This is a genomic window from Litorilituus sediminis (assembly GCF_004295665.1).
GTDB lineage: Bacteria > Pseudomonadota > Gammaproteobacteria > Enterobacterales > Alteromonadaceae > Colwellia > Colwellia sediminis.
Genome location: NZ_CP034759.1, coordinates 1,537,446 through 1,564,157, shown reverse-complemented (window position 1 = coordinate 1,564,157; position 26,712 = coordinate 1,537,446). Strand labels below are relative to the sequence as shown.

22 protein-coding genes are annotated in these 26,712 nt (G+C 39.6%); 18 read left to right on the top strand and 4 right to left on the bottom strand.

The genetic code is table 11. The features are described from left to right. The first annotated feature begins 200 nt into the window (after positions 1 to 200). Complete coding sequence (locus EMK97_RS06965) at positions 201 to 2,372, top strand: GNAT family N-acetyltransferase (RefSeq protein WP_246028903.1); 2,172 nt, start codon at positions 201 to 203, stop codon at positions 2,370 to 2,372. Between the two features lie 48 nt (positions 2,373 to 2,420). Here EMK97_RS06965 and EMK97_RS06960 read toward each other — a convergent pair whose 3' ends face one another. Next, positions 2,421 to 2,639, bottom strand: coding sequence for a hypothetical protein (locus EMK97_RS06960; protein WP_130600688.1), 219 nt, complete (start codon positions 2,637 to 2,639; stop codon positions 2,421 to 2,423). Positions 2,640 to 2,929: 290 nt separating this feature from the next. Between EMK97_RS06960 and EMK97_RS06955 the strand changes: the two genes are divergently transcribed. The 13 genes from EMK97_RS06955 to rpoS all read left to right on the top strand — a co-directional run bounded on the left by EMK97_RS06955 (position 2,930) and on the right by rpoS (position 13,818). Further along, on the top strand, positions 2,930 to 3,811 hold the full coding sequence (locus tag EMK97_RS06955; RefSeq protein WP_130600686.1) for an ABC transporter ATP-binding protein: 882 nt from the start codon (positions 2,930 to 2,932) through the stop codon (positions 3,809 to 3,811). 35 nt (positions 3,812 to 3,846) lie between these two features. Continuing rightward, on the top strand, positions 3,847 to 4,857 hold the full coding sequence (locus EMK97_RS06950) for an ABC transporter permease (RefSeq protein ID WP_130600684.1): 1,011 nt from the start codon (positions 3,847 to 3,849) through the stop codon (positions 4,855 to 4,857). Positions 4,858 to 5,274: 417 nt separating this feature from the next. Continuing rightward, entirely contained in the window at positions 5,275 to 6,396 is a 1,122-nt protein-coding gene (locus EMK97_RS06945; protein WP_170176818.1) for a beta-ketoacyl-ACP synthase III, read from the top strand. Between the two features lie 30 nt (positions 6,397 to 6,426). Continuing rightward, complete coding sequence (locus EMK97_RS06940; RefSeq protein WP_130600680.1) at positions 6,427 to 7,056, top strand: hypothetical protein; 630 nt, start codon at positions 6,427 to 6,429, stop codon at positions 7,054 to 7,056. Positions 7,057 to 7,181: 125 nt separating this feature from the next. Beyond that, entirely contained in the window at positions 7,182 to 7,481 is a 300-nt protein-coding gene (gene ftsB, locus EMK97_RS06935) for a cell division protein FtsB (protein ID WP_130600678.1), read from the top strand. 74 nt (positions 7,482 to 7,555) lie between these two features. Continuing rightward, positions 7,556 to 8,245: a 2-C-methyl-D-erythritol 4-phosphate cytidylyltransferase gene (gene ispD, locus EMK97_RS06930; protein ID WP_246028935.1), complete on the top strand. Its 690-nt coding sequence runs from the start codon at positions 7,556 to 7,558 to the stop codon at positions 8,243 to 8,245. 9 nt (positions 8,246 to 8,254) lie between these two features. Further along, positions 8,255 to 8,767: a 2-C-methyl-D-erythritol 2,4-cyclodiphosphate synthase gene (gene ispF, locus EMK97_RS06925; protein ID WP_130600676.1), complete on the top strand. Its 513-nt coding sequence runs from the start codon at positions 8,255 to 8,257 to the stop codon at positions 8,765 to 8,767. A 42-nt stretch (positions 8,768 to 8,809) separates the two neighbouring features. Further along, entirely contained in the window at positions 8,810 to 9,880 is a 1,071-nt protein-coding gene (truD, locus tag EMK97_RS06920) for a tRNA pseudouridine(13) synthase TruD (protein WP_130600674.1), read from the top strand. Next, positions 9,880 to 10,629 carry a 5'/3'-nucleotidase SurE gene (gene surE / locus EMK97_RS06915; protein ID WP_130600672.1) on the top strand — a complete coding sequence of 250 codons (750 nt, stop codon included), beginning with the start codon at positions 9,880 to 9,882 and terminating at the stop codon, positions 10,627 to 10,629. The genes truD and surE overlap by 1 nt, the downstream gene beginning before the upstream one ends. Beyond that, positions 10,626 to 11,279 carry a protein-L-isoaspartate(D-aspartate) O-methyltransferase gene (locus tag EMK97_RS06910; protein WP_130600670.1) on the top strand — a complete coding sequence of 218 codons (654 nt, stop codon included), beginning with the start codon at positions 10,626 to 10,628 and terminating at the stop codon, positions 11,277 to 11,279. Before surE ends, EMK97_RS06910 begins: the two co-directional genes overlap by 4 nt. Beyond that, a complete protein-coding gene (locus tag EMK97_RS06905) occupies positions 11,279 to 11,857 on the top strand; it encodes a YqaA family protein (RefSeq protein ID WP_130600668.1) in 579 nt (192 codons plus the stop codon). The genes EMK97_RS06910 and EMK97_RS06905 overlap by 1 nt, the downstream gene beginning before the upstream one ends. Before the next feature lie 134 nt (positions 11,858 to 11,991). After that, positions 11,992 to 12,816 (top strand): peptidoglycan DD-metalloendopeptidase family protein, encoded by an 825-nt coding sequence (locus EMK97_RS06900; protein ID WP_130600666.1) that lies wholly within the window; start codon positions 11,992 to 11,994, stop codon positions 12,814 to 12,816. A 93-nt stretch (positions 12,817 to 12,909) separates the two neighbouring features. Next, complete coding sequence (gene rpoS, locus EMK97_RS06895; RefSeq protein WP_130600664.1) at positions 12,910 to 13,818, top strand: RNA polymerase sigma factor RpoS; 909 nt, start codon at positions 12,910 to 12,912, stop codon at positions 13,816 to 13,818. 122 nt (positions 13,819 to 13,940) lie between these two features. Here the strand turns inward: rpoS and mutS are convergent, their stop codons facing one another. Beyond that, on the bottom strand, positions 13,941 to 16,523 hold the full coding sequence (gene mutS / locus EMK97_RS06890) for a DNA mismatch repair protein MutS (RefSeq protein ID WP_130600662.1): 2,583 nt from the start codon (positions 16,521 to 16,523) through the stop codon (positions 13,941 to 13,943). A 159-nt stretch (positions 16,524 to 16,682) separates the two neighbouring features. Here mutS and EMK97_RS06885 point away from each other — a divergent pair, with 159 nt between their 5' ends. The 4 genes from EMK97_RS06885 to metH all read left to right on the top strand — a co-directional run bounded on the left by EMK97_RS06885 (position 16,683) and on the right by metH (position 25,149). Beyond that, complete coding sequence (locus EMK97_RS06885) at positions 16,683 to 18,872, top strand: putative bifunctional diguanylate cyclase/phosphodiesterase (RefSeq protein ID WP_130600660.1); 2,190 nt, start codon at positions 16,683 to 16,685, stop codon at positions 18,870 to 18,872. Between the two features lie 235 nt (positions 18,873 to 19,107). After that, complete coding sequence (gene recA, locus EMK97_RS06880; protein WP_130600658.1) at positions 19,108 to 20,133, top strand: recombinase RecA; 1,026 nt, start codon at positions 19,108 to 19,110, stop codon at positions 20,131 to 20,133. 278 nt (positions 20,134 to 20,411) lie between these two features. Further along, positions 20,412 to 21,362, top strand: a complete 951-nt coding sequence (gene metA, locus EMK97_RS06875; protein ID WP_130604406.1) for a homoserine O-acetyltransferase MetA — start codon at positions 20,412 to 20,414, stop codon at positions 21,360 to 21,362. Positions 21,363 to 21,444: 82 nt separating this feature from the next. Further along, positions 21,445 to 25,149, top strand: a complete 3,705-nt coding sequence (gene metH, locus EMK97_RS06870; protein ID WP_130600656.1) for a methionine synthase — start codon at positions 21,445 to 21,447, stop codon at positions 25,147 to 25,149. A 354-nt stretch (positions 25,150 to 25,503) separates the two neighbouring features. Here the strand turns inward: metH and hpf are convergent, their stop codons facing one another. Then, positions 25,504 to 25,839, bottom strand: a complete 336-nt coding sequence (gene hpf / locus EMK97_RS06865) for a ribosome hibernation-promoting factor, HPF/YfiA family (RefSeq protein WP_130600654.1) — start codon at positions 25,837 to 25,839, stop codon at positions 25,504 to 25,506. Positions 25,840 to 25,969: 130 nt separating this feature from the next. Beyond that, complete coding sequence (locus tag EMK97_RS06860) at positions 25,970 to 26,665, bottom strand: Crp/Fnr family transcriptional regulator (protein WP_130600652.1); 696 nt, start codon at positions 26,663 to 26,665, stop codon at positions 25,970 to 25,972. Positions 26,666 to 26,712 lie beyond the last annotated feature (47 nt).

Below are 26,712 nucleotides of genomic sequence, written 5' to 3'. Positions count from 1 at the left end.
ATTGCACTTTGTTGCTAAAGCGAACAGCAGAGCTCAACTAGCCCTTAAAAATAATTATGATAGATATGTATCAACATAGGCAAATACAAGGGTATTTTCAAACATTTTTTTGTAACTGATTAAATGCTTATATATTGGTCTATTATCAATAGCTTGATAAACTTAGGCTAATTTTACTTTGCCTTAGGTTTTTTGTGTTTATGGTCAGTCAGCAAATGTCTGCTTGGTGTGATGACTTTTTTAAGTTGCCTTGGGTAAGTAATGAGCGCCGTCTGATGGTATTAGCAGGTGATGAGTTATGGGCTAAGTCATTTATAACGCCTATCTGTTCTTTCTTACAGATAAAAGCTGACTCTGCATTACTGGTTTATGGTGATAGCCAAGTCTTTCCTGCCAATGTTTCTTATCAAAGGTTTCATGATCATTTAGGCACTGAAAGCCGCACTATTGTGTTTGCTGATTCACAATTTAATATTGATGCTTTTGCTGCACTTTCTGGCACGATTAAAGCCGGTGGCCTAATGTTTGTCGTTATTTCACCAGCGCAACAAGACGCCAAAAGTCTTTTTTTACAACGATTTCTGCATTTTGTCAGCTTAGATAGTAGACATATATATCTTAAACAACACAGCGAAAATGACCCTCTTAATCAGGCCCTTAATTTATCTGAAAATCATCACTTAGATTCTAAGCTCACCGCTTTATCACATGATGAAAATGGTAGTATTACCCAGGAGCAGAGCTGTGCGGTACAGGCCATTGTTAATGTTTATCGGGGGCATAGAAAGCGTCCTTTAGTATTAACTGCTGATAGGGGACGTGGTAAGTCTTCTGCCCTTGCAATTGCTTGTGCGCAGTTGTTATTAACTAAAGGTGATAATCAGGAAAATTTGCATATTGGTATTACTGCCCCCGATAAACAGTCACTGTCAGTGTTTTATGCGCAATTACAACGGAGTTTACCTGCATCTCAAGTGGTACAAAATCGTGTTATACATGAACATGGTCAAATAGAGTTTTTTGCCATTGATGATGTTATTCAAACACCTAGGCAATTAAGTTTGCTCTTAGTAGATGAAGCGGCCGCTATTCCTGTTTATTTATTATCAGCATTGTTAGGGCATTATCACCGTTTGGTTTTTTCAAGCACTGTGCATGGTTATGAAGGTGCTGGGCGCGGTTTTACGTTAAAATTTACCAAAGAACTTGCTACAAAAACGCCGCAGTGGCAAAAATATCATATTAATGACCCCATTCGTTGGGGTAATAATGACCCTTTAGAAGCACTCGTTTTTAAGGTCGGCTTGTTAAACGCTCAACTGACAGAGATTGAGCCGTTAGGCAAAACAAATGATTCAGCTCAAAGCGATTCTGCTGATAGCTCATATCACTTTCAGCAAATAGACATAGCTCAACTAGCAGCAGATGAGGCTTTATTAGCCCAGGTGTTTTCAGTGTTGGTGACTGCTCACTATCAAACTAAGCCAAGTGATTTAAAATTGTTGCTCGATAACCCAAGTGTTCGACTTATTATCATGCGCACCAAGGCAGCTTCGTCACAAGTTGTCGGGGTTGCCTTATTATTAAAAGAAGGCAAGAGCGCAGGCTTAACTGCAAAAGATGTTTTGGCAATAAAACAAGGTAAAAGGCGCTTTAAGAGCCAGTTTTTACCACAAGCTTTATTAAGCCAATGCGGCTATGGTAATGCCTTTAATTTTGATTATTTGCGGGTAATGCGCATTGCAATTCATCCGCAGATGCAGCAGCAAGGATTAGGGGCTTTGTTGATGTCACAAGTGAAAGCTTATGCGCATAAGCAAGGCTATGATTTTGTTGGGGCAAGTTTTGCTGCTAATGCAGATTTATTAAGCTTTTGGTTGCAGCAAGGTTTCCATATGGTAAAGCTAGGTTTTAGTAAAGATAAGGCTAGCGGTGAACATTCTGCCTTAGTGCTTAACGCAACTGATCATAAGGCCAAGTCTGTGCTTAACACTTTAGCGAGTCAGTTTTATTTAAGCTTTTATCATTTGCTCGTTGATGAGTATCAGTTAGTCGATAGTGCGCTTATCGCCATGATCTTAGCTAGTTGCCCAAAAGAGCTTAATGCCAAGTTAAGTGAGCATGATAGTGAAAGCGTTAAGGATTTTTGCCAAGGTTATCGGCAATACAGTCATTGTGTTTATAGCTTGTACTTGTGGTTTAAACAGCATTTACTTGGCGCGAGTAAAGCGCAGCAAGCAGAGTGTTTGTTTTTAGTAGCAAGGTTAATGCAAAAGCACACCATTGCAGATACCTGTAAAAAACATCACTTATCAGGTAAAAAGGCGTTAAATCAAGCAATACAGCAGTATATCGCCAAATATCTAGATTAATATTTAGATTCATACTTAGATAATATTTGGCGAATACTATTTGCCTTATTAGCGTTTTTGACTTTGCCAGCGCCAATAGCGTTGCATAGATAAATAATCGCAACGTTTGCTTTTGCAATAGTTAAAATCATCATGATTAAGTAATTTGTTTAGGTAATAACAAATAGTTTGCGCTAAGCCGTAGCTAGGGGTTTGTTTATAAGTGGTTATCAATAAAGTTAACCAGTTCTCTATACGGGTGAATTCTGTTGATGCTGGTAATGCCATATTCCCTCCTAGTGATTTAATTATTGAGCACTTGCCAAACTGCCGTGTTTGCATGTCAATATGAATTAAAAATAAAATAGAATTTTATTTTATGCAAATGATAATTGTTATCATTTTGTTCTGTATCAATAAATGTATCGGATATATTTGCTGCTTGGCAGGATAAGCTTAAGTGTCGATTGACTATCAATCTTGGCATTATTTAGTACAATGGTGGTAGGGCGTTTTGAGCTTTGTTGATATTATAAACAAAGCTCAACACGCCCTATTTATCTTTCTAAGGAATTACTATGAGTGCAGCAATATCTGTTCAAGGCTTGAGTAAACATTATCAAGAAGTTCGTGCTGTAGATAATGTTAGCTTTGAAGTTCAGCAAGGTCATTGTTTTGGTCTTTTAGGGCCAAATGGCGCAGGAAAAACAACTACCATTGAAATAATGGAAGGCATTATAAGCGCGACCTCTGGTCAGGTTTTATATCAAGGAAAAGCAGTCGATAAGCATATTTCACAACAAATTGGTATTCAGTTTCAGCATACCGCATTGCAAGATTTTTTAACGGTAAAAGAAACCTTGAATTTATTTGCATCGTTTTATGATAAAACCTTGCCGCAAGAAACCTTAATTGAGATCTGTGATTTAAGTGATTTTTTAAATCGAGATAATCGCTTGTTATCTGGCGGTCAAAGACAGCGATTGTTATTGGCACTGGCGTTAATTAATGATCCTCAAATAGTCTTTTTAGATGAGCCAACCACAGGTTTAGATCCTCATGCGCGCCGAAATTTTTGGCAATTGATAAAAAACATTAAAGCGAAAAATAAAACCATAATATTAACAACGCATTACATGGATGAAGCCGAGCAGTTATGTGATGATATTGTCATTATGGATAAAGGCAAGATCATAGAAACGGGAACGCCACATCAATTATTAAGCAAACATTTTCAAGAAGTATTTATTTATTTGCCACTTGCTCAAGTTGATCCTGCCCTGATTGAGCAGCATGGTTGGTGCGTTTTATCTGATCGCATTGAAATAAGTAGTGGTAATGTTGAGCAAACGCTTGCCTTATTAATGCAGAATAAAGTACCACTTGATGGCTTACACGTTAAGTCTGCAAATTTAGATGACTTATTTTTAAAGTTAACCGGTCATTCGCTACAATCTTAACCATTGCTATAAGCAAACCTTATTAGGGACGCAATATGAATTTAAGTCGTTTTTTGGCGGTATTTAAAGCGCGAAACATAGAGTTTTTTCGAGATAAATCTTCACTGGGTTGGAACTTGTTTTTCCCCGTATTACTACTGGTTGGTATGTCACTTATCTTTTCTGGAGATGGTCGCTCTGCCTATAAAGTTGGCATAATTAGTGAACAAGACCAAGTGCTTGGGCATGCTTTTACTCAAACGCGCTTTATTGATTTTATTAACTATCAAGGTTTAGATGAAGCTAAGGCTAAATTAAACAGACATGCGCTGGACTTACTGGTTGATTTTGACAATAAGCAGTATTGGATTAATGAGCTGTCGTCAAAAAGTTACTTGGTTGAGAAAATTTTTCTATCAGAGCAGCAAGATTTTCAGCGTTTAGTCACCATAGGGAAGAGTATTCGCTATGTTGACTGGGTTTTACCGGGTGTTTTAGGGATGAATATGATGTTTAGCTGTCTGTTTGGTGTCGGTTACGTCATTGTTCGCTATCGTAAAAATTCGGTATTAAAGCGCTTAAAAGCAACGCCTCTGTCAGCATTTGAGTTTGTCTCAGCTCAGTTATTGTCGCGACTATTTATTGTCATGTTTATGTCGTCTGTGGTGTATCTCGGTTGTAATTTCTTATTTGATTTTTTCATGCTAGGTAGTTATTGGGATTTACTAGTAATAGGTGCTTTAGGTGGTTTTTCTTTGATTAGCCTAGGTTTATTAGTGGCTTGTCGCAGTAAAAGTGAAGAATTGATTGGCGGTTTACTGAATATGGCGTCCTGGCCAATGATGTTGTTATCTGGCGTTTGGTTTAGTTTAGAAGGTGCACCTGAGCCGTTAAAAGTACTTGCTGACTTTTTGCCGTTAACGCATTTGGTTGCTGGCGCGAGAAAAGTGATAACAGAAGGCGCTACGCTGGCTGATATTAGTTATCACGTGAATATTTTACTGCTGATGAGTGCGCTATTTTTACTGTTAGGCTCTTATTTCTTTAGTTGGAATACCGAGCGCTAGTATTATTTGTAGTGTAATTATTACGGTGCAGGCGATAAGCTATACCAAGTGAAATAATTATTTGACCAGTTCAGAGCTATGTCAGGGAGGTGAGAATAAAGCAAATTTATGCCGCTGTAGTCATTCTCCAGCCAAGAAATTTGTAAAATTATCATCTTCCTGACAAGCTCCCAAGGGCGAGTTTAAAAGGCTCATATGCTGTGTTATTGATTTTGACAAGGGATAACCATTCTCTGCAATCAATGCCTTGCCTATAAGCCTTTTAATTCTCGCTGAATGATTAAATAGTTAATTCAATTGGTATTAATTAGTTTATTTGTGCAAAAATCGACATCGTCGGTAAAATAAAATACAGTGCCTAAGCATAACAATTTAAAATTAAATTTAGTGATTTAGTTATCCTTAACGTGAGAAACAATTATGTCTGTGGTCATTAGTGGAACCGGGTTGTTTACACCACCTGAAAGTATTTCAAACGATGAATTAGTTCAGTGCTTTAATGAGTACGTTGAAAGATTTAATCAAGAAAATCATCAAGCTATTGCAGCGGGTGAACTTGAAGCGCTTTCACCGTCAGATAGTGCTTTTATTGAAAAGGCTTCAGGGATCAAAAGCCGCTATGTTATGGCGAAAAAGCATATTTTAGACGTTAACACTATGGCACCGCGCTTTGTTGAGCGCGCTAATGATGAATTGTCTATGCAAGCTGAAATTGGCGTAAAGGCGGCAAAGCAGGCGCTAGAGGCGGCGAATAAAAGTGTTGATGATATAGATTTAATTATTGTCGCTTGTGCTTATACGCAGCGTTCATATCCTGCCATGGCGATTGAAATTCAACAAGCACTTGGCTGTGGTGGTTGGGCATTTGATATGCTAGTTGCCTGTTCAGCGGCAACTTTTGGTATTATCAATGCCGCCAATGCGATTCGCAGCGGCACAGCAAAAACAGTCTTAGTGATTAATCCTGAAATACTTTCGCCACAAATTAATTACCGCGATCGTGATAGCCACTTTATTTTTGGTGATGTTGCTACGGCAAGTGTTATTGAAGATGAAACAACGGCAACTAGTGAACATGTTTTTAAAATCATTGCTGAGCAACCAATAACGCAGTTTTCTAATAATATTCGCAGCAATATCGGTTATACCAATGTTTGTACACCAGAGACAGCTTTAGCAGCAGATAAGTTCTTTATTCAGCAGGGGCGAAAAGTATTTAAAGAAGTACTCCCTATGGTAAGTAATTTAATTGCTGAACAAATGAGTAAACTGGCATTAGCTCCTCAAGATATTAAGCGTTTGTATTTGCATCAAGCCAATATCAACATGAATAACTTTATTGCTAAAAAAGTACTAGCACGAGATCCTTTACCTGAAGAAGCGCCAATCATTCTAGATGAATATGCTAATACCAGCTCAGCGGGTTGTATTATTGCATTGCACAAGCATAAACAAGGCTTAGTCTCAGGTGATAAAGCGGTATTATGCTCTTTTGGTGCTGGCTATTCTGCTTGTTGTTTACTGCTAGAATATATGTAAAAACATGAATTAACTCTTCGAGGCACTTTTATGACCCAAGTGAGCCTTTGGCAAGAACAAGCGAACTCTTCTGATTATGCAGAGCTATGTAACGCTTTGTATGAGCGAGAAGTTCGCATACTTGCTCAAGGTGAATTTAACAATATTAGTGTCTTGCAGGGGCGATTATTAAGCCTAAGTCACTATATTAGTCGAGCAGCCCACCTAATGGTGCAAGCACAAACTCCGATGCAGCTTGATGTGCAAAATGCCAGTTGGTCGAGTAAACAAGCGAGTAAATTACCTATGTCAGGGCAAGAGCATGCGTCTATTTGTGCTTGGTACTTATCAAAAGATATTAGCTTAGGTTTAGTCGTCCCTGTGTATTTTCAACAAAGAGTTTTACTCGATTGTGTTGATCGCCTTGATAGAGAAAACTTACGTATAAGAACCAATGTGGCTGGTTGGTTTTCATTGTCAGCTAGCGCAAGTGACAATAGCATTTGTAGCAAAAAAGCCTATCAGTTGTTAAAACCCAATAAGAAACTTATGCAAGCGGCTTGCTCAGGTCATCGCTGGCAAGATAATAAAAAAGTCCCTCCGTCTATGCTATCTCTGCGAGAATTGTTACTTTCTTGTAGCATTAATTGGCAGAATTTTAAAAAACCGCTGACCCTGTAAGCTAAACTCCTTTAGCGCGTTTGTCGTACTCGCAATTTAAAGTGGCTTGCGTATAATAAGGCAAATAATTTTAGCTAATGAATAACACTTTTTTAAAGAGCTTATTCATTCATTATTGAGTAGTTATGCGCGCCTTTACCGCAATATTGTTTGTGCTTTTTTCTTTATTGCAATACCGACTTTGGTTCGGTAAAAACAGTGTGCCTGATTACCTAGCATTAAAAGAAGATGTAGCGCGCCAACAGGCTGCCAATGAAAAGTTAAGACAGCGAAATAAACTCTTGTATGCTGACACCGACGATTTAAAACTTGGTGTTGAAGCAATCGAAGAGCGAGCTCGAAACGAGCTTGGTATGATCAAAGAGAACGAAACATTTTTTCGCATCATTCCCAAAGATAAAATTAAACAAAAGGAAACACCTTAGTGTCTAAGGTTTTAATTGCATCGTCTCAACAAAAGGTTGTCGCGGTTGTGCCAGCAGCGGGTGTTGGCAAGCGTATGCAAGCAAACTGCCCTAAGCAGTACTTAGAAATAAACGGTAAAAGCATTCTCCACCATACGGTAACACGACTTTTATCGCACCCTAATATTAGCCATGTTGTTTTAGCATTAGGTCATGAAGATCAGTACTTTGCTGAGTCTGAATTGGCAACACACCCTGATATAGTCCGAGTTGATGGCGGTAAAGAGCGAGTTCATTCTGTTTTAAACGCTTTACATGCAATTGATGTAGATGAATATCCATGGGTGTTGGTTCATGATGCGGCAAGACCTTGTGTTAGCCATCAAGATATCGATGCGCTTATTGAATGCTGTTTTACCTTAGAGCAAGGCGGCCTATTGGCTGCGCCTGTTCGAGATACCATGAAGCGTGGTTATCAACAGCAAGGCGATACTTGCGTTAAGCATACCGTAGAGCGGGAACAGCTTTGGCATGCACTGACCCCGCAAATGTATAAAACCAATGAGCTAAAGCAAGCAATTGAGCAAGCCTTGGCAAATGATCTGACAATAACGGATGAATCATCAGCCATTGAATTGGCACAATTACCTAGCCACTTGGTGCTAGGGAGCAGTGAGAATATAAAAATTACTCACCCTGATGATTTAGCCTTAGCTGAATTTTATTTAAATAGACAAAGTGAGAACTTATCTAAGGGTAAGTCATCAAAGAATGAGAATTTATAAGGATTTACTATGCGGATAGGGCACGGGTTTGATGTACACAAATTTGGCGGTCAAGGGCCATTAGTTCTTGCGGGTGTAGAAGTTCCGTTTGAGCAAGGGTTTATTGCACATTCTGATGGCGATGTGGCTATTCATGCTTTATGTGATGCTATTTTAGGAGCATTGTGTTTGGCTGATATAGGTAATCACTTTCCTGATACCGATGGCCAATATGAGAATATTTCCAGCCGAATCTTATTACGTCATGTGGTTAGCTTAATGCAAGAAAAAGGTTATCAAATTGGTAATATTGATTTAACTATTGTTGCGCAAGCTCCTAAAGTATCACCATTTTTGCAGGAGATGCGTGCCACCTTAGCTGAAGAACTGCTCTGTGATATTGAGCAAGTTAACGTTAAAGCAACCACTACTGAGCGCTTAGGCTACACCGGCCGAAAAGAAGGTGTCGCTGCACACTGCGTGGTATTATTAACCGTTCAAGACTCTGCTATGCCACCGGCAGATGAAGTACAGCATATATAGTGAAATTACTATTGTAGTTATCTTGTATTAAAGAGAAAAACCATGACCACTGAATTTGCTTACCTATATGGTAAGCCTAAATCTTCTGGCTTATTACGTAGCCAAATGAGTGATTTTAAAGTATTTGAACAATTACCATTTTCACCGTGCGGCGAAGGGGAACACCTGTATATTTATATTCGAAAAACAGGCGCTAATACTGTCTTTGTTGCTCGTGAGTTAGCAAAATACTTTCAAGTTAAAGAGCAGCTGGTCTCTTATGCGGGTCTTAAAGATCGCTTTGCTGTTACCGAGCAGTGGTTTGCAGTACACCTGCCGGGCAAGCAAACTTACGACTTATCAGATGTAAATATTGAAGGTGTTGAGGTACTTAGTTTTCAGCGCCATAACAAAAAACTAAGAACAGGTGCGCTGAGTGGTAATCGCTTTGAATTAACTTTACGAAAGGTCACTGAGTTAAACGCCTTAGCAAAGCGCTGGCAGGAGATAACACAAGGCGGCGTACCCAACTACTTTGGTGAGCAACGTTTTGGTATTGATGGCGGTAATATTGCACGGGCTGAAGCGTTATTTGCTGGCACTAAAGTAAAAGATAAGAAAAAGCGTGGTATTTATCTTTCAGCTGCGCGCTCTTATCTTTTTAATCAAATTGTTGAGCAGCGCATTAAACAAAATAACTTTAATCAGCCGTTAGTAGGCGATGTCATGATGCTTGCGGGTAGCCAGTCTGTTTTTAAGCTAGCTGAAGTTGATGAAGAAATTAATCAACGTTTTCGCGAACATGATATTGATATAACCGCACCTATGTGGGGCGCTGGCGAGTTGCTGACTTTAGCTGAGCCAAAGGAGCTTGAGCAAAACGTGGCCGATCAAAATATGAGTTTTTGCCAAGGCTTAGCAAAGTTTGGTTTAAAGCAGGAAAGAAGGCGTATTCGCTTAGTGATATCGGATGCGGACATTGATCTTGTTGTTGATGACCAAGAACAAGACAGTACGGTTAAAGTAAGTTTTTTCCTGCCTGCGGGCTGTTATGCCACCACAGTGTTACGTGAGCTAGTTAATTATCAAGATATGACACAAAGGGTACAAGCGAAAGAGGCTGAAAAGCACTAATGAAAATTCTTTTAAGTAATGATGATGGCGTTCATGCCTTAGGCATTAAAGTTTTACATCAGGAATTGGCAAAACATTTTGACGTGTCAGTGGTTGCCCCTGATAGAAATTGTAGTGGCGCGAGTAATTCACTGACCTTGTTAAATCCGCTTAGGGCACAAGAACTTGATAATGGCTTTGTTTCTGTTAATGGCACGCCGACTGACTCTGTTCACTTAGGGCTTAGCCAGTTGCTTTGTGATGTTGAGCTTGTTGTAGCAGGGATAAATAAAGGCGCTAATCTTGGTGACGATACCCTCTATTCTGGCACAGTTGCAGCAGCAACAGAGGGACGTCATATGGGCATGCCTGCAATAGCTGTATCGCTTGTTGGCAAGTATGAAAAAAACTATGAAACGGCGGCAATTGTAACTGCTAAAGTGATTCACAGATTAACGTCTCACCCCTTAGCTGCTGATCAGATCTTAAATATCAATGTACCCGATATTCCCCTGAGTGAATTAAAAGGCATTAAGGTGACGCGTTTAGGCCATAGGCATAAAGCGGAAAGTATGCAAAAAATGCAAGACCCATGGCAGCGAGATATTTATTGGTATGGTTTATTAGGACAAGAGCTTGATGGTGGTGAAGGTACTGATTTTCATGCTGTTGCCAATGGCTATGCCTCAGTTACTCCGTTAACCGTTGATATGACTGCATATCAAAGCATAGATGAAATGAAAGATTGGATCAGTGAGCTTAAGTTATGATAACTAGCCGAGTAAGTGGGAAATCAAGACGTAGCGGAGAGTTATTAGCACAAAAGCTACAGGCAGAAGGTATTAGCAACCCGCAAGTGTTGCAGGCAATTGCCAATTCACCGCGGCATATTTTTATTCCAGAGATATTAGCGCATAAAGCTTATGACAATACTGCACTGCCTATAGGGCAAGGACAAACCATTTCTCAGCCTTATATTGTCGCTAAAATGTCAGAATTACTATTGGCTGGCGGTAGACCAAAAAATATTTTAGAAATTGGCACAGGCTCTGGCTATCAAACCTCTATATTGGCGCAACTGACTGATAGAGTCTTTTCAGTTGAACGAATCAAATCATTACAATGGCAGGCTAAGCGCTGTCTTAGGGCAATGGATTTGCACAATGTTTCAATGAAGCATGGCGATGGCTGGCTGGGCTGGGCAAGTAAAGCTCCTTTTGAAGCTATTATCGTTACTGCGGCACCAACACAAGTACCTGAAGCATTACTTGAGCAACTTGCTGATGGTGGGCGCTTAGTTATCCCAGTAGGGGAGCAAACACAAATATTAAAAATTATTACCCGTACAGGAGACAGCTACAGCGAAGAGCAAATTGAAGCTGTGCGTTTTGTACCTTTAGTTCCAGGAGATTTATTGTAGTGAAGTTGTTTTCTGCCCTTTATGATTGGACTTTACGTTGGGCTGAGCACAAGTTAGCACCGCGTATGTTAGCTGTGATCACCTTTGCCGAGTCAGTGTTTTTTCCTATTCCACCGGATGTTTTACTTGCCCCTATGGTTTTGGCTAAACCAGAGAAAGCTTGGTCTTTGGCAACCTTGACTACAGTTTCTTCTATTGTTGGTGGCGCGGTAGGCTACTTATTGGGTTACTGGATGTTTGAACCTTGGATACAGCCATTGATTACTGAATTTGGTTATCAAGAACGATTTGATACGGCGATGGAGTGGTTTGCTACTTGGGGCGTTTGGGTTGTTTTTATTGCCGGTTTTTCACCAATTCCGTATAAATTATTTACCGTCAGTGCTGGTTTTTTGCAGATGGCTTTTTTACCCTTTATGCTTGCTTCAGCAATAGGGAGAGGCTTAAGATTTTTCTTAGTTGCTGGTTTGATTCAGTGGGGCGGAACAGCGATGGAGAAGAAGTTAAGGCAATGGGTTGACGTGCTAGGCTGGGGGGTAGTTGCCGCCATCGTTATAGCGTATTTAATCTTAAGGTAGCTTTTCTTGGGTGGGTTTTTATTCTATTTATGTGCATAAGTAACAGGGTGATATGTATATACAAGCACGCTAATAGTGGCAAAAAACCACGAATAAAGTGTGAACGTTTATCGTTAGATATATTTTGTTACATCATGATTGCGTTTTTTTTGACCGGTTGCTCTACTCGCGATAAACCAGCACCCGTTGCGTCAATTTATAGCGCTGTACCTTTAAATGAGCGTGTTAAAAACTCCATCAACGCCAGTGAATATGTGGTTCGAGCAGGCGAAACCCTGTACTCAATTGCCTGGCGCGCAAACTCCGATGTTAGACAATTAGCTAAATTGAATAAAATATATCCTCCTTATCGGATATATCCTGGGCAAAAATTATTACTTGTTGCTAAATCTAGTGCTAAAGATGCTAAGGCGAGTACCAGCAAGGCTTTGGTTAAAAATTCGACTAATCGCTCTAGTCAGACCAGCATAAAAACTTCAAACAAGGCTATTGCATCAACCAAAAAGCAGGCGTATGGTAAAAATGTAAGAGGTCAAAAAATACCGAAAAAAGCGAGCGATAATCAAAGTGATTTTTCACAAAAAATAAGTCGTTGGCAATGGCCAGTAAAGGGCAAAATAATAGAGTATTTTTCAACTCGAGCACAAGGCAATAAAGGGATTAATATTGCAGGGCGTCGCGGAACAAATATTAAAGCGGCAGCAGAGGGCAAGGTAGTTTATGCGGGTAGTGCGCTTCGAGGTTACGGTAAGCTCATTATTATAAAGCATAACGATGATTATCTTAGTGCGTATGCCCATAATGATAAAATTTTGGTTAAAGAGCAGCAAGTTGTTAAGTCAGGACAAGTGGTTGCAAAAATGGGTGATACTGATGCGACACAAGTTATGCTTCATTTTGAAGTACGCTTTAGAGGTAAGTCGGTAAATCCATTAAATTATTTACCCAAAAAACAATAAATAATAACAAATAATATTAAATCCAAAAAACAGACGGAGTAATCGTGAATATTTAACTATTGAATCTAGCTTTGCTATCTATGGGAGAAGAGCATGGTCACATTAAAAGAAGAACAAATCGTTGAAGCTGAAGACGCGCCTACAATATCTAAGGAAGAAGTTTCGTCAAATTTAGACGCAACTCAGATTTATCTAAGCGAAATTGGTTTTTCGCCATTATTAAGTGCAGAAGAAGAGGTTTATTTCTCACGTTTATCCCTAAAAGGGGATGAAGCTGCAAGAAAGCGTATGATCGAAAGTAATTTACGCTTAGTTGTAAAAATAGCGAGACGTTATAATAATCGAGGCTTACCTTTACTTGATTTAATTGAAGAAGGTAATTTAGGTTTAATTCGAGCAGTAGAGAAATTTGACCCAGAACGCGGCTTTCGCTTTTCAACCTACGCCACTTGGTGGATTCGCCAAACCATAGAACGCGCTATTATGAATCAAACGCGCACCATACGTTTACCCATTCATGTAGTAAAAGAACTCAATATATATTTACGAGCCTCTCGTGAACTAGTGCAAAAATTAGATCACGAACCAACCGCAGAAGATATTGCTGAGCATTTAGATAAGCCTGTTAGCGATGTAAATAAAATGCTGCGCTTAAATGAGCGTATCGCTTCGGTAGATACTCCTTTTGCTGGTGATTCAGATAAAGCACTACTTGATGTCATTGCTGATGAAAAAAGTAGTGGACCAGAAGGTGACTTGCAATCAGAAGATATGAGCAACAATATCATTCACTGGTTAAATGAACTGAACAGCAAGCAACGAGAAGTTCTTGCCCGCCGCTTTGGCTTAATGGGCTATGAAGCTGCAACGTTAGAAGATGTGGGTAGTGAAATTGGCTTAACTCGTGAACGGGTTCGTCAAATTCAAGTAGAGGCATTGAAACGTCTTCGCGATATACTTAGCCAGCAAAACTTATCGATTGAAGCTATCTTTCAAGCCTAGTTAATTCAATTGCTATTAAAGGTAAGCTAAGCTAGTTCATTAGATTAAAATAGCAAAAAAGCTATCAGATTGCTCTGATAGCTTTTTTATTGCCATGTTCTAACTGGTTATACTTTAACTGGTTAGACTTTGCTTTTTAACTCAAAAAGTAAATCAAGGGCTTGTCGAGGGCTTAAGTCATTGACATCAATTGATTTTAGTTGCTCAACGATAACATGCTCCTCAACCATTAAGCTAAGTTGGTTATTAGCTTGCGTTTGACTTGGTAGACTACTTGGCATTTGTGATGATTCTAATTCAGCTAAACGTTGCTTTGCTCGTTTGACTACCGATTTAGGTACGCCTGCTAACTGGGCAACTTGCAAGCCAAAGCTTCTACTTGCAGCACCTTCTTGAACAGCGTGCATAAAGACAATGTTATCTTCATGTTCAACTGCATCTAAATGGACATTAGCGAGCGTTGCTATTTGCTCTGCCAGCATGGTCATTTCAAAATAATGAGTAGCAAATAAAGTGAATGCTTTAGTTTTTAATGCCAGTAATTCTGCACATGCCCAAGCGAGCGATAAGCCATCATAAGTACTGGTTCCCCGGCCTATTTCATCTAATAAAACTAAGCTTTTGCTGGTGGCATTGTGCAGTATGTTAGCGGTTTCTGTCATTTCTACCATAAAGGTTGAGCGGCCACTGGCGAGATCATCTGAGGCGCCGATGCGTGTAAATATTCTATCAACTAAACCTATGGTTGCTGTTTGCGCTGGAACATAGCAGCCAACGTGCGCCATTAAAACAATCAGCGCGGTTTGCCTCATATAGGTTGATTTACCGCCCATATTAGGGCCAGTGATGATCAGCATTCTGCGCTGCTCTGTTAAAGCAACCGGATTAGCAATAAATGCTTCTTTGGTCATTTGCTCAACCACAGGGTGGCGACCAGCTGAGATATCTATACCTGCCTCGTTAACAAGTGTTGGTTTAACATAGTTTAGCGTTAAAGCGCGTTCTGCAAATGTAGATAATACGTCTAGCTCTGCAATAGCTTGACTTAGCTGTTGCAAATCAGCAAGTGCTGGCAATATTTTGCTAAATAACTCTTGATATAAAGACTTCTCTAGCGCTAAGAATTTGCTTTGCGCGCTAAGCACTTTATGTTCATGCTGTTTTAATTCTTCAGTGATAAAGCGTTCGTTATTTTTTAAGGTTTGGCGCCTGATGTAATCTTGAGGCACTTCTTGTGCTGCGCTGCGACTGATTTCAATAAAAAAGCCATGGACTTTGTTATAGCCGACTTTGAGCGACGATATGCCGGTACGCTCTTTCTCTTTTTGTTCTAATTGCTGTAAAAACTCAGTTGCGCCATCACTGAGATCGCGTAATTCGTCGAGTTCTTGATGATAACCAGGGGCAATTACACCGCCATCACGTATTAGTACCGGTGGATTTTCTACAATCGCTTGTTCAAGTAGCGTTTGAATGGCTGGAATAGGTCGGCATTCACTTGCTAAGGTCGCCAAGTAGCCTTGCTTTGCTGGCGTTAGTATTTGTTGCAGTTCGGGTAAGCTTTGTAGTGCATTGCGTAAACGAGCAAAATCACGAGGACGAGCAGATTGCAACGCTATACGAGCAACAATACGTTCAATATCACCTAGCCCTTTTAAAAGAGGATGAACTTGCGTTGTTAAATCTAGGTTGATGATCTCTTCGACGGTATCTTGCCTGCTGCGTAGTGTGGTTAGATCCCTTAGTGGAAAGTGTAACCATCGCTTTAATAATCGTGAGCCCATAGGCGTTGCTGATTTATCAAGTACCTGTGCTAAGGTACTTTCGCTGCCACCTTGCAGGTTTTGTGTTAGCTCTAAATTTCGACGAGTTGCCGCATCAAGCACCACGCCTTTGCGTGCAGACTCACTGACTATGGCTCGTATATGTGGCAAAGCACTTCGTTGGGTATCTTTTACGTAGGCAAGTAGGCAACCAGCCGCAGACAGTCCGTATACTTTTTCTGTTACGCCAAAACCGGTTAATTCTTTCGTTTCAAATTGCTTATTGAGTAAGTTAATCGCGGTATCTAAATCAAACTCCCATTCCGCGCGACGACGTAGACCTTTTTGTGAGGAAATTAAAGAAAAGTCTGAAAAGGACTCGGGGTAGAGTAACTCAGCAGGGGCTAAGCGTTGTAGCTCTGCTTGTAATTGCTCACTGCTTTCTGGCTCTGTAAGAACAAAGCGGCCGCTTGCCATATCTAAATAGGCAAGGCCATAAGCAGGGCTAGCTTGTTTACTTTGATTTTCAACAATGGCGACAATAAGGTTGTCTTGCTTATCTGTTAGTAATGCTTCATCACTTACTGTACCAGGGGTAATGACACGGACAACTTTACGCTCTACTGGCCCTTTACTGGTTGCAGGGTCTCCGACTTGCTCGCAAATCGCGACGGACTCACCTAAATTAACCAGCTTAGCTAAATAGCTTTCAACGGCGTGATATGGAACACCCGCCATAGGAATGGCGTTTCCGCCTGACTTACCTCGAGCGGTTAAAGAAATATCAAGTAAGTCGGCTGCTTTTTTTGCATCATCATAAAAGAGCTCGTAAAAATCTCCCATTCGATAAAAGATTAATATATTTGGAAATTCGGCCTTGATGGTGAGATATTGACGCATCATCGGGGTGTGGCTGGAGAGATCTTTGCTAGCGCTAGTCATGGTGAAGAAATATTTTTTTGATTACAAATTTGAACCGTTAATTATGCCATAAGCTTTGCTTGAAACCGTACAATTTCTTCATCTTTTTTGCTTGCGAATTTAATAGCTGCTGTTTATATTGAAGCTTGATTAGATTGTTTTCTAGGCTTTGGGAGATGTTTGATTAAGCAAAATAACCAACAACAGCTAAAACATAAGAAGGAGCTTAATACCAGTAAGCGTGTTGTTATATTAACAAGTATCGTGATTTTGATATTGCTGGTCTGGCAAGCGTATTCTGCAAGCAAAATTCATCAAAGTTACCAAGAGTCATTAATGGACTCTATTACCGATCGTATCCTGTCAGATTATCAAGAGTACTTTACGCAATTGCGTTTAGAAATCGACTTATTCCAGCAAAAACAATTTAATGCGATTAAGCAGTTACAGCAGCAAGGAAGTACGGCAAATAAAGATGATTATATGGCCGTGCTTAATCAACTACGCTCTGATATTAAAAATACTCGACTCTTTGCCTTAATTGATGCTCAAGGTGAAGGAAGTTTAGCGCATATTACCGGGAACTTTTTACCTGATTGTGAGGCTGAAATTGCTTCAATGCTTGCTTCTGGCGTACAAACGCAATTATTTTTACATCGGAGTAAATCCAGTATTCATTTCGATCTTTTACAGCCATTATCAACCAATTTAACTGAGCAGAATTATCTTTTTGTTGCTTTTAACCCTGATGTGTTAATTGAATTATTGGCCAAGTATCAACTACCGCATCAACAGCTTTTTTTAATGCGGGCAGATAACCCCAGAGAAATTGAGTTAACGACTGGGCATGATAACAGTAAATATGCCTCTTTATTGTTACAAGGTGATGAGTATTCTAGTTTTAGTTTTGTTAAGCCTATACCCAATACGCGCTGGCAGTTAGCGATTCGATTATCACCTCAATACAGTAGTAATCTACATCAGCAAGGTTTGCTGAAAGCAATAGTCCTATGGCTAGCTCTTACCTTGCTTATTTATGGCTTTTATCGTCAGCAAAAGTTGGGCTTTAAAAAGCACCAGAAAGTTAAAAGTGCCTTGGCATTCGTTGATAACCATGATCGACTAACAGGTTTAGCAAACCGTGCTAATTTTGATCGGCAATTAACTGAGCATATCAATAACAAGCAGCCTGATAACAACTCAGGCGTGGTTATGCATATTGATTTAGATAAATTTCAGGTGATAAATAATAGTTTTGGTTATGGTATTGGCGATAAATTTCTTCACAAAATATCACTGATGTTACGTGAATTTATTCCAGATAATGCCACGGTAAGTCGTTTAGGGAATGATGAGTTTGCGATTTTGTTGCCAACATTGCCTAGAGAAGAAGTGAATACATACGCAGAAACTCTCTGTTTATTGGTGCAAAAGGTACGGCTTGATGAGTTGAAATCTGAAAGCAATGTTACCGCAAGCATTGGCGTTATTATTTTAGATGAGTCGGTTTTTGATGCGAAGCAAGTGTTTTCTTCTTTAGGGCAGGCGGTGAGCTTAGCGAAAGAAAAAGGCCGAAATAGGGTTCAAATTTATCAAAGCGATGACTTACAATTAGTACAACATGCTAAAGAAATGGAAGCGGTGCATGAAGTTGCCGAGGCAATTAAAGCCGATCGACTCATACTATATCGTCAACGACTTAAGTCTTTACAAGGTGAAGAAACAGATCATTTTGAAATCTTAGTTAGAATGAGAAGTGCCTGCGGCAATATAGTTGCCCCTAATGAATTTATTCCAGCCGCAGAAAAATACGGTATGATTCGAAAGATTGATTACTGGGTGATAGAAAATACGTTTAAAAAGATAGCATCTTTGCCATCTGAACACAGTGTCTACAGTATCAACTTATCAGGTTTAACCTTAGCGGATAAAGATATTTTTGCACAGATCTCAGTATTATTTTCTCGTTATCAAATCGCTCCTGAGCGCATTTGTTTTGAAATAACTGAAACCTCAGCCATTAGCCATTTAGCATCAGCGTTACATTTTATTGAGCAGATGATTGAATTTGGCTGTAGTTTTTCTTTAGATGATTTTGGTAGTGGCTTATCTTCATTTAGTTACTTACAAAAACTTCCTGTGGATACCATTAAAATTGATGGCGTCTTTGTGCGAGATATGGATACCAACAAGGTTAACCGTATTTTTGTTGAAAACATCAAAAGAACGGCTAGTGCTATGCACAAGAAAACTGTGGCCGAATTTGTAGAAAATGCTGATATTGAGCGTATATTGACTGAAATTGGCATAGATTACGGGCAAGGCTATCACATTCATAAACCTGAACCTTGGTATGAGAGTCAACAATAATTTTACTGTATGCACTGATAAAAAGTACTGTATATAGAGTCCAGTTAATCTTTAGCTACATCTGAAGCACACTTGTTAGTAAATATCCTCTTATTAATTTTTTCTTTTAAAACAAAAAATTAAGGTTTTTATTGACTGTTTTTAGTAAAAATTTTAATAAAAGTCTTGATACTGTACAGTCATACAGTATACTTGTCTCATTAAAACGAAAAACGACTTATTCGTGGAGCAATTAATGAAAGACGATAAAGAAAAAGCACTCTCAGCAGCCCTAGGACAAATTGAACGCCAATTTGGTAAAGGTTCAATCATGAAGCTGGGTGATAACAATGCAATGGATGTTGAAACAGTATCTACCGGCTCTTTAGGTTTAGATATTGCGTTAGGTGCAGGTGGCTTACCTCTTGGTCGTGTTGTTGAAATTTACGGTCCAGAATCAAGCGGTAAAACTACCTTAACTTTGGAAGTTATCGCAGAAGCTCAACGTAATGGCAAAGTATGTGCGTTTATTGATGCTGAACATGCACTTGATCCAATTTATGCTGAAAAGTTAGGCGTTAATATTAATGACCTACTTGTTTCTCAACCTGATACAGGTGAGCAAGCATTAGAAATATGCGATATGTTAAGCCGCTCAGGTGCTATTGATATTATTGTCGTTGACTCGGTTGCCGCTTTAACACCAAAAGCTGAAATTGAAGGTGACATGGGTGACTCGCACATGGGTTTACAAGCACGTATGTTATCTCAGGCAATGCGTAAGCTTACTGCGAATTTGAAAAAATCTAATACCATGTTAATTTTCATTAACCAAATTCGTATGAAGATTGGTGTTATGTTTGGTAACCCAGAAACGACAACGGGTGGTAATGCCTTGAAGTTTTACGCTTCGGTTCGTTTAGATATACGCCGTACTGGTGCAGTTAAAGATGGCGATGAAATTGTCGGTAATGAAACCCGAGTAAAAGTGGTTAAGAATAAGATATCACCTCCGTTTAAACAGGCTGAATTCCAAATTCTTTACGGAGAGGGCATCAATAGCTTAGGTGAATTAATAGAGCTAGGTGTGAAAAATAACTTAGTTGAAAAAGCAGGTGCTTGGTATAGCTGTAATGGTGAACGTATTGGTCAAGGTAAAGCTAATGCTACTAAATATTTAGCAGAAAACCCAGCAATGGCCAAAGAGCTAGACGCTAAGCTTCGTGAAATGTTCTTGTGTAAAACCATTCCTACGGAAGCAGAAGCGGTAGTAGAAGAGTAGCTTCACAGTAAATAAACCTCAGATTTATATAATAAATAGTCAATATCAATAAAATGCAGTGTTAGACGTAGCACTGCATTTTTTTTGGCTCTGACTTTGTACTGTAATAGCAATAACTTTGTAAATTGAGTGTACTTTTGCTTGGTAAGCAATTCATATCAAATTAATATATTAATGATTAATAACTTTTAGACGTCTATACGTTTAGAAGTTGACATATCTAGCAATCTAAGTAACATGGTGTGCAATTCACTTTTGTCATTTTGTTAGGTCGTGTTATGCCCATTAAAATACCAGATCAATTACCAGCCTTGTCGGTATTGGCCAATGAAAATATCTTTGTTATGTCGGAGCACAGAGCCGTGAACCAAGATATTCGCCCCATGCAAGTTGCGATTTTGAACTTGATGCCAAACAAGATAGAAACAGAAGTGCAAATACTGCGTATGCTTTCGAATACGCCGCTGCAAATTAATGTTGAGTTTGTCCGTATTCATGCCAATGAATCAAAAAATACGCCTAAAGAGCATTTAGAAAACTTTTATTGTCTTTTTGATGACATAAAGCATAAACAATACGATGGCCTGATTATTACGGGAGCGCCACTAGCTTTGTTAGATTATCAGCAGGTGAGCTTTTGGGATAAAATCTGTGAAGTCTTTGATTGGGCAGATAAAAACGTAACCTCAACCATGTTTTCTTGTTGGGCTGCTCATGCGGCTTTATATCATCACTATGGTTTAAATAGGCATTTGAGAAAACAGAAGCTATCGGGGGTTTATCAGCATTATCCGCTGGATGCCCATGAGCAATTAACACGTGGTTTTGATGAATGTTTTAATGTGCCACACTCGCGCTATGGCTATATTAATCAGGCTGATTTTGAAAAAGTTGATAGGCTAAATATTTTAGCGCAGTCAGAAGAGGCTGGTGTCTATTTGGTTGCAAGTAAAGATAAGCGACAAGTGTATTTAACAGGCCACCCTGAATACGATACCTCAACCTTGCATGAAGAATACTTGCGAGATAGTAAGAAAGATGCCAATACACAGTTGCCTATCAACTATTATTATCAAGATGATGTAAATAATAAACCAATAGGGTCATGGCGCAGTCATGGCAGTTTATTGTTTACTAATTGGTTAAATTATTATGTGTATCAAATAACCCCTTATAGGTTAGATGCTTCAAACATTAAAGCGGCGCAAGATGCAAAGCAAGAAGACTAAGGTTAGGGATTAGCCGTAAATATTTTATCAGCAATATCTTGTTGGTTTAGCTTGTTGTTATTAAAAAAAGCTTGGATAGATCATGAAAAAACACCCTTCATTTACATTATTAGAGCAGCAATTAGAGAAAAATATCTTAATTCTTGATGGTGCTATGGGCACTATGATCCAAGCGTATAAGTTTGAAGAACAAGATTTTCGTGGTGAGCGATTTGCTGATTGGCATTGTGATGTCAAAGGCAATAATGACATGTTGGTACTGACGCAGCCAGAAGTGATTAAAGCGATTCATAATGAATACCTTGAAGCAGGTGCTGACATACTAGAAACCAATACCTTTAATGCGACAACAATCGCCATGGCAGATTATGACATGGAAGATTATAGCGCAGAAATCAACTTAAAAGCTGCGCAGATAGCGCGAGCAGCAGCAGATGAGTACAACAAGTTAACGCCTGAAAAGCCAAGGTTTGTAGCAGGTGTATTGGGGCCAACCAATAGAACTTGCTCGATTTCGCCTGATGTTAATGATCCTGCCTATCGTAATGTAACCTTTGATGAGCTAAAAGAGGCCTATATAGAGTCTACTAAAGCCTTGATTGAAGGTGGCGCAGATATCATTTTAATTGAAACTATTTTTGATACTTTAAATGCTAAAGCTGCCGTATTTGCCGTTGAAACTGTTTATGATGAACTAGGTTTACGCTTACCTGTGATGATTTCAGGGACTATCACTGATGCCTCTGGGCGAACATTATCAGGGCAAACAACCGAAGCTTTTTATAACTCACTACGTCATGCTAAGCCGGTTTCTTTTGGTCTTAACTGTGCATTAGGGCCAGTAGAATTAAGGCAGTATGTTGAAGAATTAAGTCGAGTGTGTGATGTGGCAGTATCAGCGCACCCGAATGCTGGCTTACCGAATGCTTTCGGTGAGTATGATTTTACCGTGGAAGACATGAATAAGCATGTGGCTGAGTGGGCGAATGCGGGCTTTTTAAATATTATCGGTGGTTGTTGCGGTACAACACCGGCACATATAAAAGGCATGGCGGATACCGTTGCAGCTCTTACACCACGTAAAGTAGAGCCTAGAGAAATAGCTTGTCGATTATCTGGTTTAGAAGCCCTAACCATTAAGGAAGATACGCTTTTTGTTAACGTAGGTGAGCGTACTAATGTTACCGGCTCTGCTATGTTTAAGCGCTTGATCAAAGAAGAAAATTACGATCAAGCAATTGCGGTCGCCTTACAGCAAGTTGAAAATGGTGCGCAGATTATTGATATCAACATGGATGAAGGCATGTTGGAGTCAAAGCAGGCGATGGTGCGCTTTTTAAACCTTATTGCCGGTGAGCCTGAAATCGCCAAAGTACCTATTATGATTGACTCGTCTAAGTGGGATATCTTAGAAGCAGGTTTACAGTGCATTCAAGGTAAAGGTGTCGTTAATTCAATCAGCTTAAAAGAAGGCGAAGAAAACTTTAGAACGCAGGCTGAGTTATTACGTCGCTATGGCGCAGCTGTTATCGTAATGGCCTTTGATGAAGAAGGCCAAGCGGATACTCGAGCAAGAAAATATGAAATTTGTCATCGCGCCTATCATATCTTAGTGGATGAAATTGGCTTTCCAGCAGAAGATATTATTTTTGACCCGAATATTTTTGCGGTTGCTACTGGTATTGAAGAGCATAACAACTATGCCATGGACTTTATTGAAGCGGTTGCTGATATTAAGCAAAACTTACCGTATGCCATGATTTCTGGTGGTGTTTCTAACGTTTCATTTTCATTTCGAGGCAATAACCCTGTCCGTGAAGCTATTCATGCAGTGTTTTTATATCACGCCATTAAAAATGGTATGGATATGGGCATTGTTAATGCGGGTCAATTGGCCATTTACTCTGATATTCCAGAAAAGCTACGTCTAGCAGTAGAAGATGTCATTCAAAATACTGATGATGGCGCGACAGAGCGATTACTTGACGTTGCAGAAGAGTACCGAGGTCAAGCGGGTGGTCAACAATCAAAGGTTGATTTAGCGTGGCGCGAATTGCCCATCAAAGAACGCTTAGCACACTCGTTAGTAAAAGGTATTAATGAGTTTATTGAAGAAGATACTGAAGAAGCTCGGTTACAAGCAGCAAGACCTCTAGATGTTATTGAAGGTCCGTTGATGGATGGCATGAACCAAGTGGGTGACTTATTTGGTGCTGGTGAAATGTTCTTACCTCAAGTGGTGAAATCTGCACGAGTTATGAAGCAAGCGGTTGCTTACCTTAACCCATTTATTGAGGCAGAAAAAACAGAGGCTAGCTCTAACGGTAAAGTGCTTTTAGCGACAGTTAAAGGTGATGTGCACGATATTGGTAAAAACATTGTGGGCGTGGTCTTGCAGTGTAATAACTATGAAATTATCGATTTAGGCGTGATGGTTTCTTGTGAAGATATTTTACGTGTCGCCAAAGAAGAGAATGTCGATATTATCGGCTTGTCGGGGCTCATTACACCATCACTAGATGAGATGGTTCATGTTGCAAAAGAAATGCAAAGGCAAGGCTTCACCTTACCATTACTTATTGGTGGTGCGACAACCTCTAAAGCGCATACCGCAGTAAAAATTGAGCCTCAGTATGAGCATCCGGTTGTTTATGTTGCTAATGCCTCGCGCTCAGTGTCTGTGGTGAGCTCATTACTTTCGGATGAGTTACGTGATAACTTTATGGCCAGACAAAAAGATGAATATGAACGCACTCGTGCTCGCCATTATAAAAAAGGTCCTCGTTCAAGTTTAATTACGGTTGAACAAGCGCGTGAAAACTCAAGCCCATTAAGCTTTGCAGAATATACCCCGAAAAAGCCAAATAAGCTTGGGGTAACAGTACTTGAAAAGCTCGATTTAAGCGAAGTGCGAAATTATATTGATTGGACACCGTTTTTTATGACCTGGCAATTATCGGGCAAGTACCCGTTAATTTTGCGCCATGAAGTGGTTGGCGAAGAAGCGACTAAGCTGTTTAATGATGCCAATGCTATGTTAGATGACGTAATCAATAATGATAAAGTGACGGCAAAGGCAGTTTTTGGTTTATTTCCAGCGCACCGTGAGGGTGATGATACTATTTTGCATCCAGTTGATGGCGATACAGAGCTAAGAGAACAGCAGCTTATCAAGCTTCAGCATTTGCGCCAGCAAAGTAAAAAGCCAGCAGGGCAGTATAATCGCTGTTTAGCGGATTACATTGCGGATAAAGATGCTGGGGTAGATGACTATATTGGTGCGTTTGCCGTTTCAGCTGGCTTTGGTGTTGATGAGTTAGTGAAAGTTTATGATGAGCAACATGATGCTTATAACAGCATTTTGCTTAAAGCGGTTGCTGATAGGTTAGCTGAAGCCTCAGCAGAGTATTTACATGAAAAGGTACGCAAAGAGTACTGGGGCTATGCGGCTGATGAAGACTTTAATAATGATGATTTGATTCGCGAAAGTTACCAAGGTATTCGTCCTGCGCCGGGTTATCCGGCATGTCCTGAACACACCGAAAAAGGTTTGTTGTGGGAGTTATTAAATGTTGAAGAAAATATTGGCATGGAATTAACCTCTAGCTATGCCATGTGGCCTGGCGCTGCGGTCAGTGGTTGGTACTTTGCTCACCCTGATGCGAAATACTTTGCCGTGGCAAAATTAGCGAAAGATCAAGTGTTAGATTACGCCGCGCGGAAAGGCTTTACTATTGAGCAAGCTGAGCGTTGGTTAGCGGCGAATTTAGATTATGAGCCGGAATAACTAATTACTTGCTCAAACTTTAAAAGAAAAACAGGCTGCCGCTGGCAGCCTGTTTTGTTAGCGTTAGCAAACTAGGAGAGTAACGTTTGCCAGGGCGTGTTTATCTTTGTTTACTATTTCAGCTGAGAGATAAAACTTCTTTAATCAAGGCGAAAGTTGCTCAGTTTAGCCAGCTAAATTAGCAACTTTTAACGCAGAGTAAAGGAGTTTTAGCCTCAGTCCTAGGGCAATAGCTATTTTTAACACTAGCTTCATTAGTATTCACTTATTTGGAATAACCAAACCGCGTTCATACTGCTTTGCTATTGATAAAAATAGCTCATTGCTGAAAATGTTAACAAAGGCTAACACGCCCTATGCTACTTGGAACATATCTGATTGTTTAACGACATACTTTTCATTTAACTTAGCTGATAGTACGCCTTTGCGTCTGGCAAGTGCCGCCTGTAGTTTTTTGGTCACTTTAGCTACCGCTGCGTAGAGGGTTTTATCTGATGCGTTAACGGTAATTTTTTCACCTTCATATAATGTCGTTACTTCAAGCTTTTGCTGTTTTGGCTCTACCGTGACGGTGGAATCAATATTCATAATCGATGGATAATGCTTAGAGATTTTAGCAAATTTACTTTCAATGGCTTGCTTAATACCTTCAGTGATTTCAACATGATGACCCGAAATTCTAATTTTCATAGTATTACCTCTTTTGTTATCTTCACCTTCATATTCCTCCTTTAAGCGGGGAATATCAAGCAACTAAGTGTGGTGAAATGCAATTAAATGTAACTGAAGCTTATGACAACGTGGCCGATATTTTGTTGCATTAATTATGAAAAATATCAGGTACTAAATCGACTTCTCGGCATAAGCCATTAATGTCTGGTACCGTAATACAAGCACCCGATTCTTTAATTAGGCCATTAAATTTTAACTTGTTAAATAATCTCGATAAGGTTTCTGGTGTGATGCCAAGTTGAGAAGCTAATACCTTTTTAGTGTTTGGTAGGGTAAAGCGATTGTCTTGGCGTTTTTGTTTTTGATAAATTTCAGCAAAGTGCATAACTAGCCTTTGATTCGCATTGACTTGCGTTAGCATATCCATGGAGTTCATTAACTGACCGACTCGATTACTGATAAAGCTGATGACATTGAGTGCGAGTTCAGGGTAGCTGGTAAATAGTTTGGTAAAGCTTTGATAGCTATAACAAACAATTGAGCTTGCTTGGTCTATATGTGCCGACATAGGATATTGTCTTGGCTGCATAAACACCGCCATTTCGGCAATAACACCACCAGACATAAATACTTTAAATACTTTTTGCTCGCCATTTGGCATTAAGCGGTATAGGGTTACTTTGCCTTTTTTGACCAAGAAAATGTTGTCTGCGCTATCGCCCTTATTAAATAGGCAATCACCTGCGGCTAGCTCAATTTGCGTACTTTGTTGCTCGATTAGTTCCCTCTGCTCGGTATTAAGTAATTGCAGTAAAGTTGTGCAGTTGTTTATTGAATTAGGCATGATGTCTCCTAAAATTCCTTCTGTTAATTAGTGTCTTGATATTTATC

Coding starts and splice junctions, on each gene's coding strand:
- EMK97_RS06965 (WP_246028903.1), top strand. CDS start 201: ATGGTCAGTCAGCAAATGTCTGCTTGGTGTGATGACTTTTTTAAGTTG.
- EMK97_RS06960 (WP_130600688.1), bottom strand. CDS start 2,639: ATGGCATTACCAGCATCAACAGAATTCACCCGTATAGAGAACTGGTTA.
- EMK97_RS06955 (WP_130600686.1), top strand. CDS start 2,930: ATGAGTGCAGCAATATCTGTTCAAGGCTTGAGTAAACATTATCAAGAA.
- EMK97_RS06950 (WP_130600684.1), top strand. CDS start 3,847: ATGAATTTAAGTCGTTTTTTGGCGGTATTTAAAGCGCGAAACATAGAG.
- EMK97_RS06940 (WP_130600680.1), top strand. CDS start 6,427: ATGACCCAAGTGAGCCTTTGGCAAGAACAAGCGAACTCTTCTGATTAT.
- ftsB (WP_130600678.1), top strand. CDS start 7,182: ATGCGCGCCTTTACCGCAATATTGTTTGTGCTTTTTTCTTTATTGCAA.
- ispD (WP_246028935.1), top strand. CDS start 7,556: ATGCAAGCAAACTGCCCTAAGCAGTACTTAGAAATAAACGGTAAAAGC.
- ispF (WP_130600676.1), top strand. CDS start 8,255: ATGCGGATAGGGCACGGGTTTGATGTACACAAATTTGGCGGTCAAGGG.
- truD (WP_130600674.1), top strand. CDS start 8,810: ATGACCACTGAATTTGCTTACCTATATGGTAAGCCTAAATCTTCTGGC.
- surE (WP_130600672.1), top strand. CDS start 9,880: ATGAAAATTCTTTTAAGTAATGATGATGGCGTTCATGCCTTAGGCATT.
- EMK97_RS06910 (WP_130600670.1), top strand. CDS start 10,626: ATGATAACTAGCCGAGTAAGTGGGAAATCAAGACGTAGCGGAGAGTTA.
- EMK97_RS06900 (WP_130600666.1), top strand. CDS start 11,992: ATGATTGCGTTTTTTTTGACCGGTTGCTCTACTCGCGATAAACCAGCA.
- rpoS (WP_130600664.1), top strand. CDS start 12,910: ATGGTCACATTAAAAGAAGAACAAATCGTTGAAGCTGAAGACGCGCCT.
- mutS (WP_130600662.1), bottom strand. CDS start 16,523: ATGACTAGCGCTAGCAAAGATCTCTCCAGCCACACCCCGATGATGCGT.
- recA (WP_130600658.1), top strand. CDS start 19,108: ATGAAAGACGATAAAGAAAAAGCACTCTCAGCAGCCCTAGGACAAATT.
- metA (WP_130604406.1), top strand. CDS start 20,412: ATGCCCATTAAAATACCAGATCAATTACCAGCCTTGTCGGTATTGGCC.
- metH (WP_130600656.1), top strand. CDS start 21,445: ATGAAAAAACACCCTTCATTTACATTATTAGAGCAGCAATTAGAGAAA.
- hpf (WP_130600654.1), bottom strand. CDS start 25,839: ATGAAAATTAGAATTTCGGGTCATCATGTTGAAATCACTGAAGGTATT.
- EMK97_RS06860 (WP_130600652.1), bottom strand. CDS start 26,665: ATGCCTAATTCAATAAACAACTGCACAACTTTACTGCAATTACTTAAT.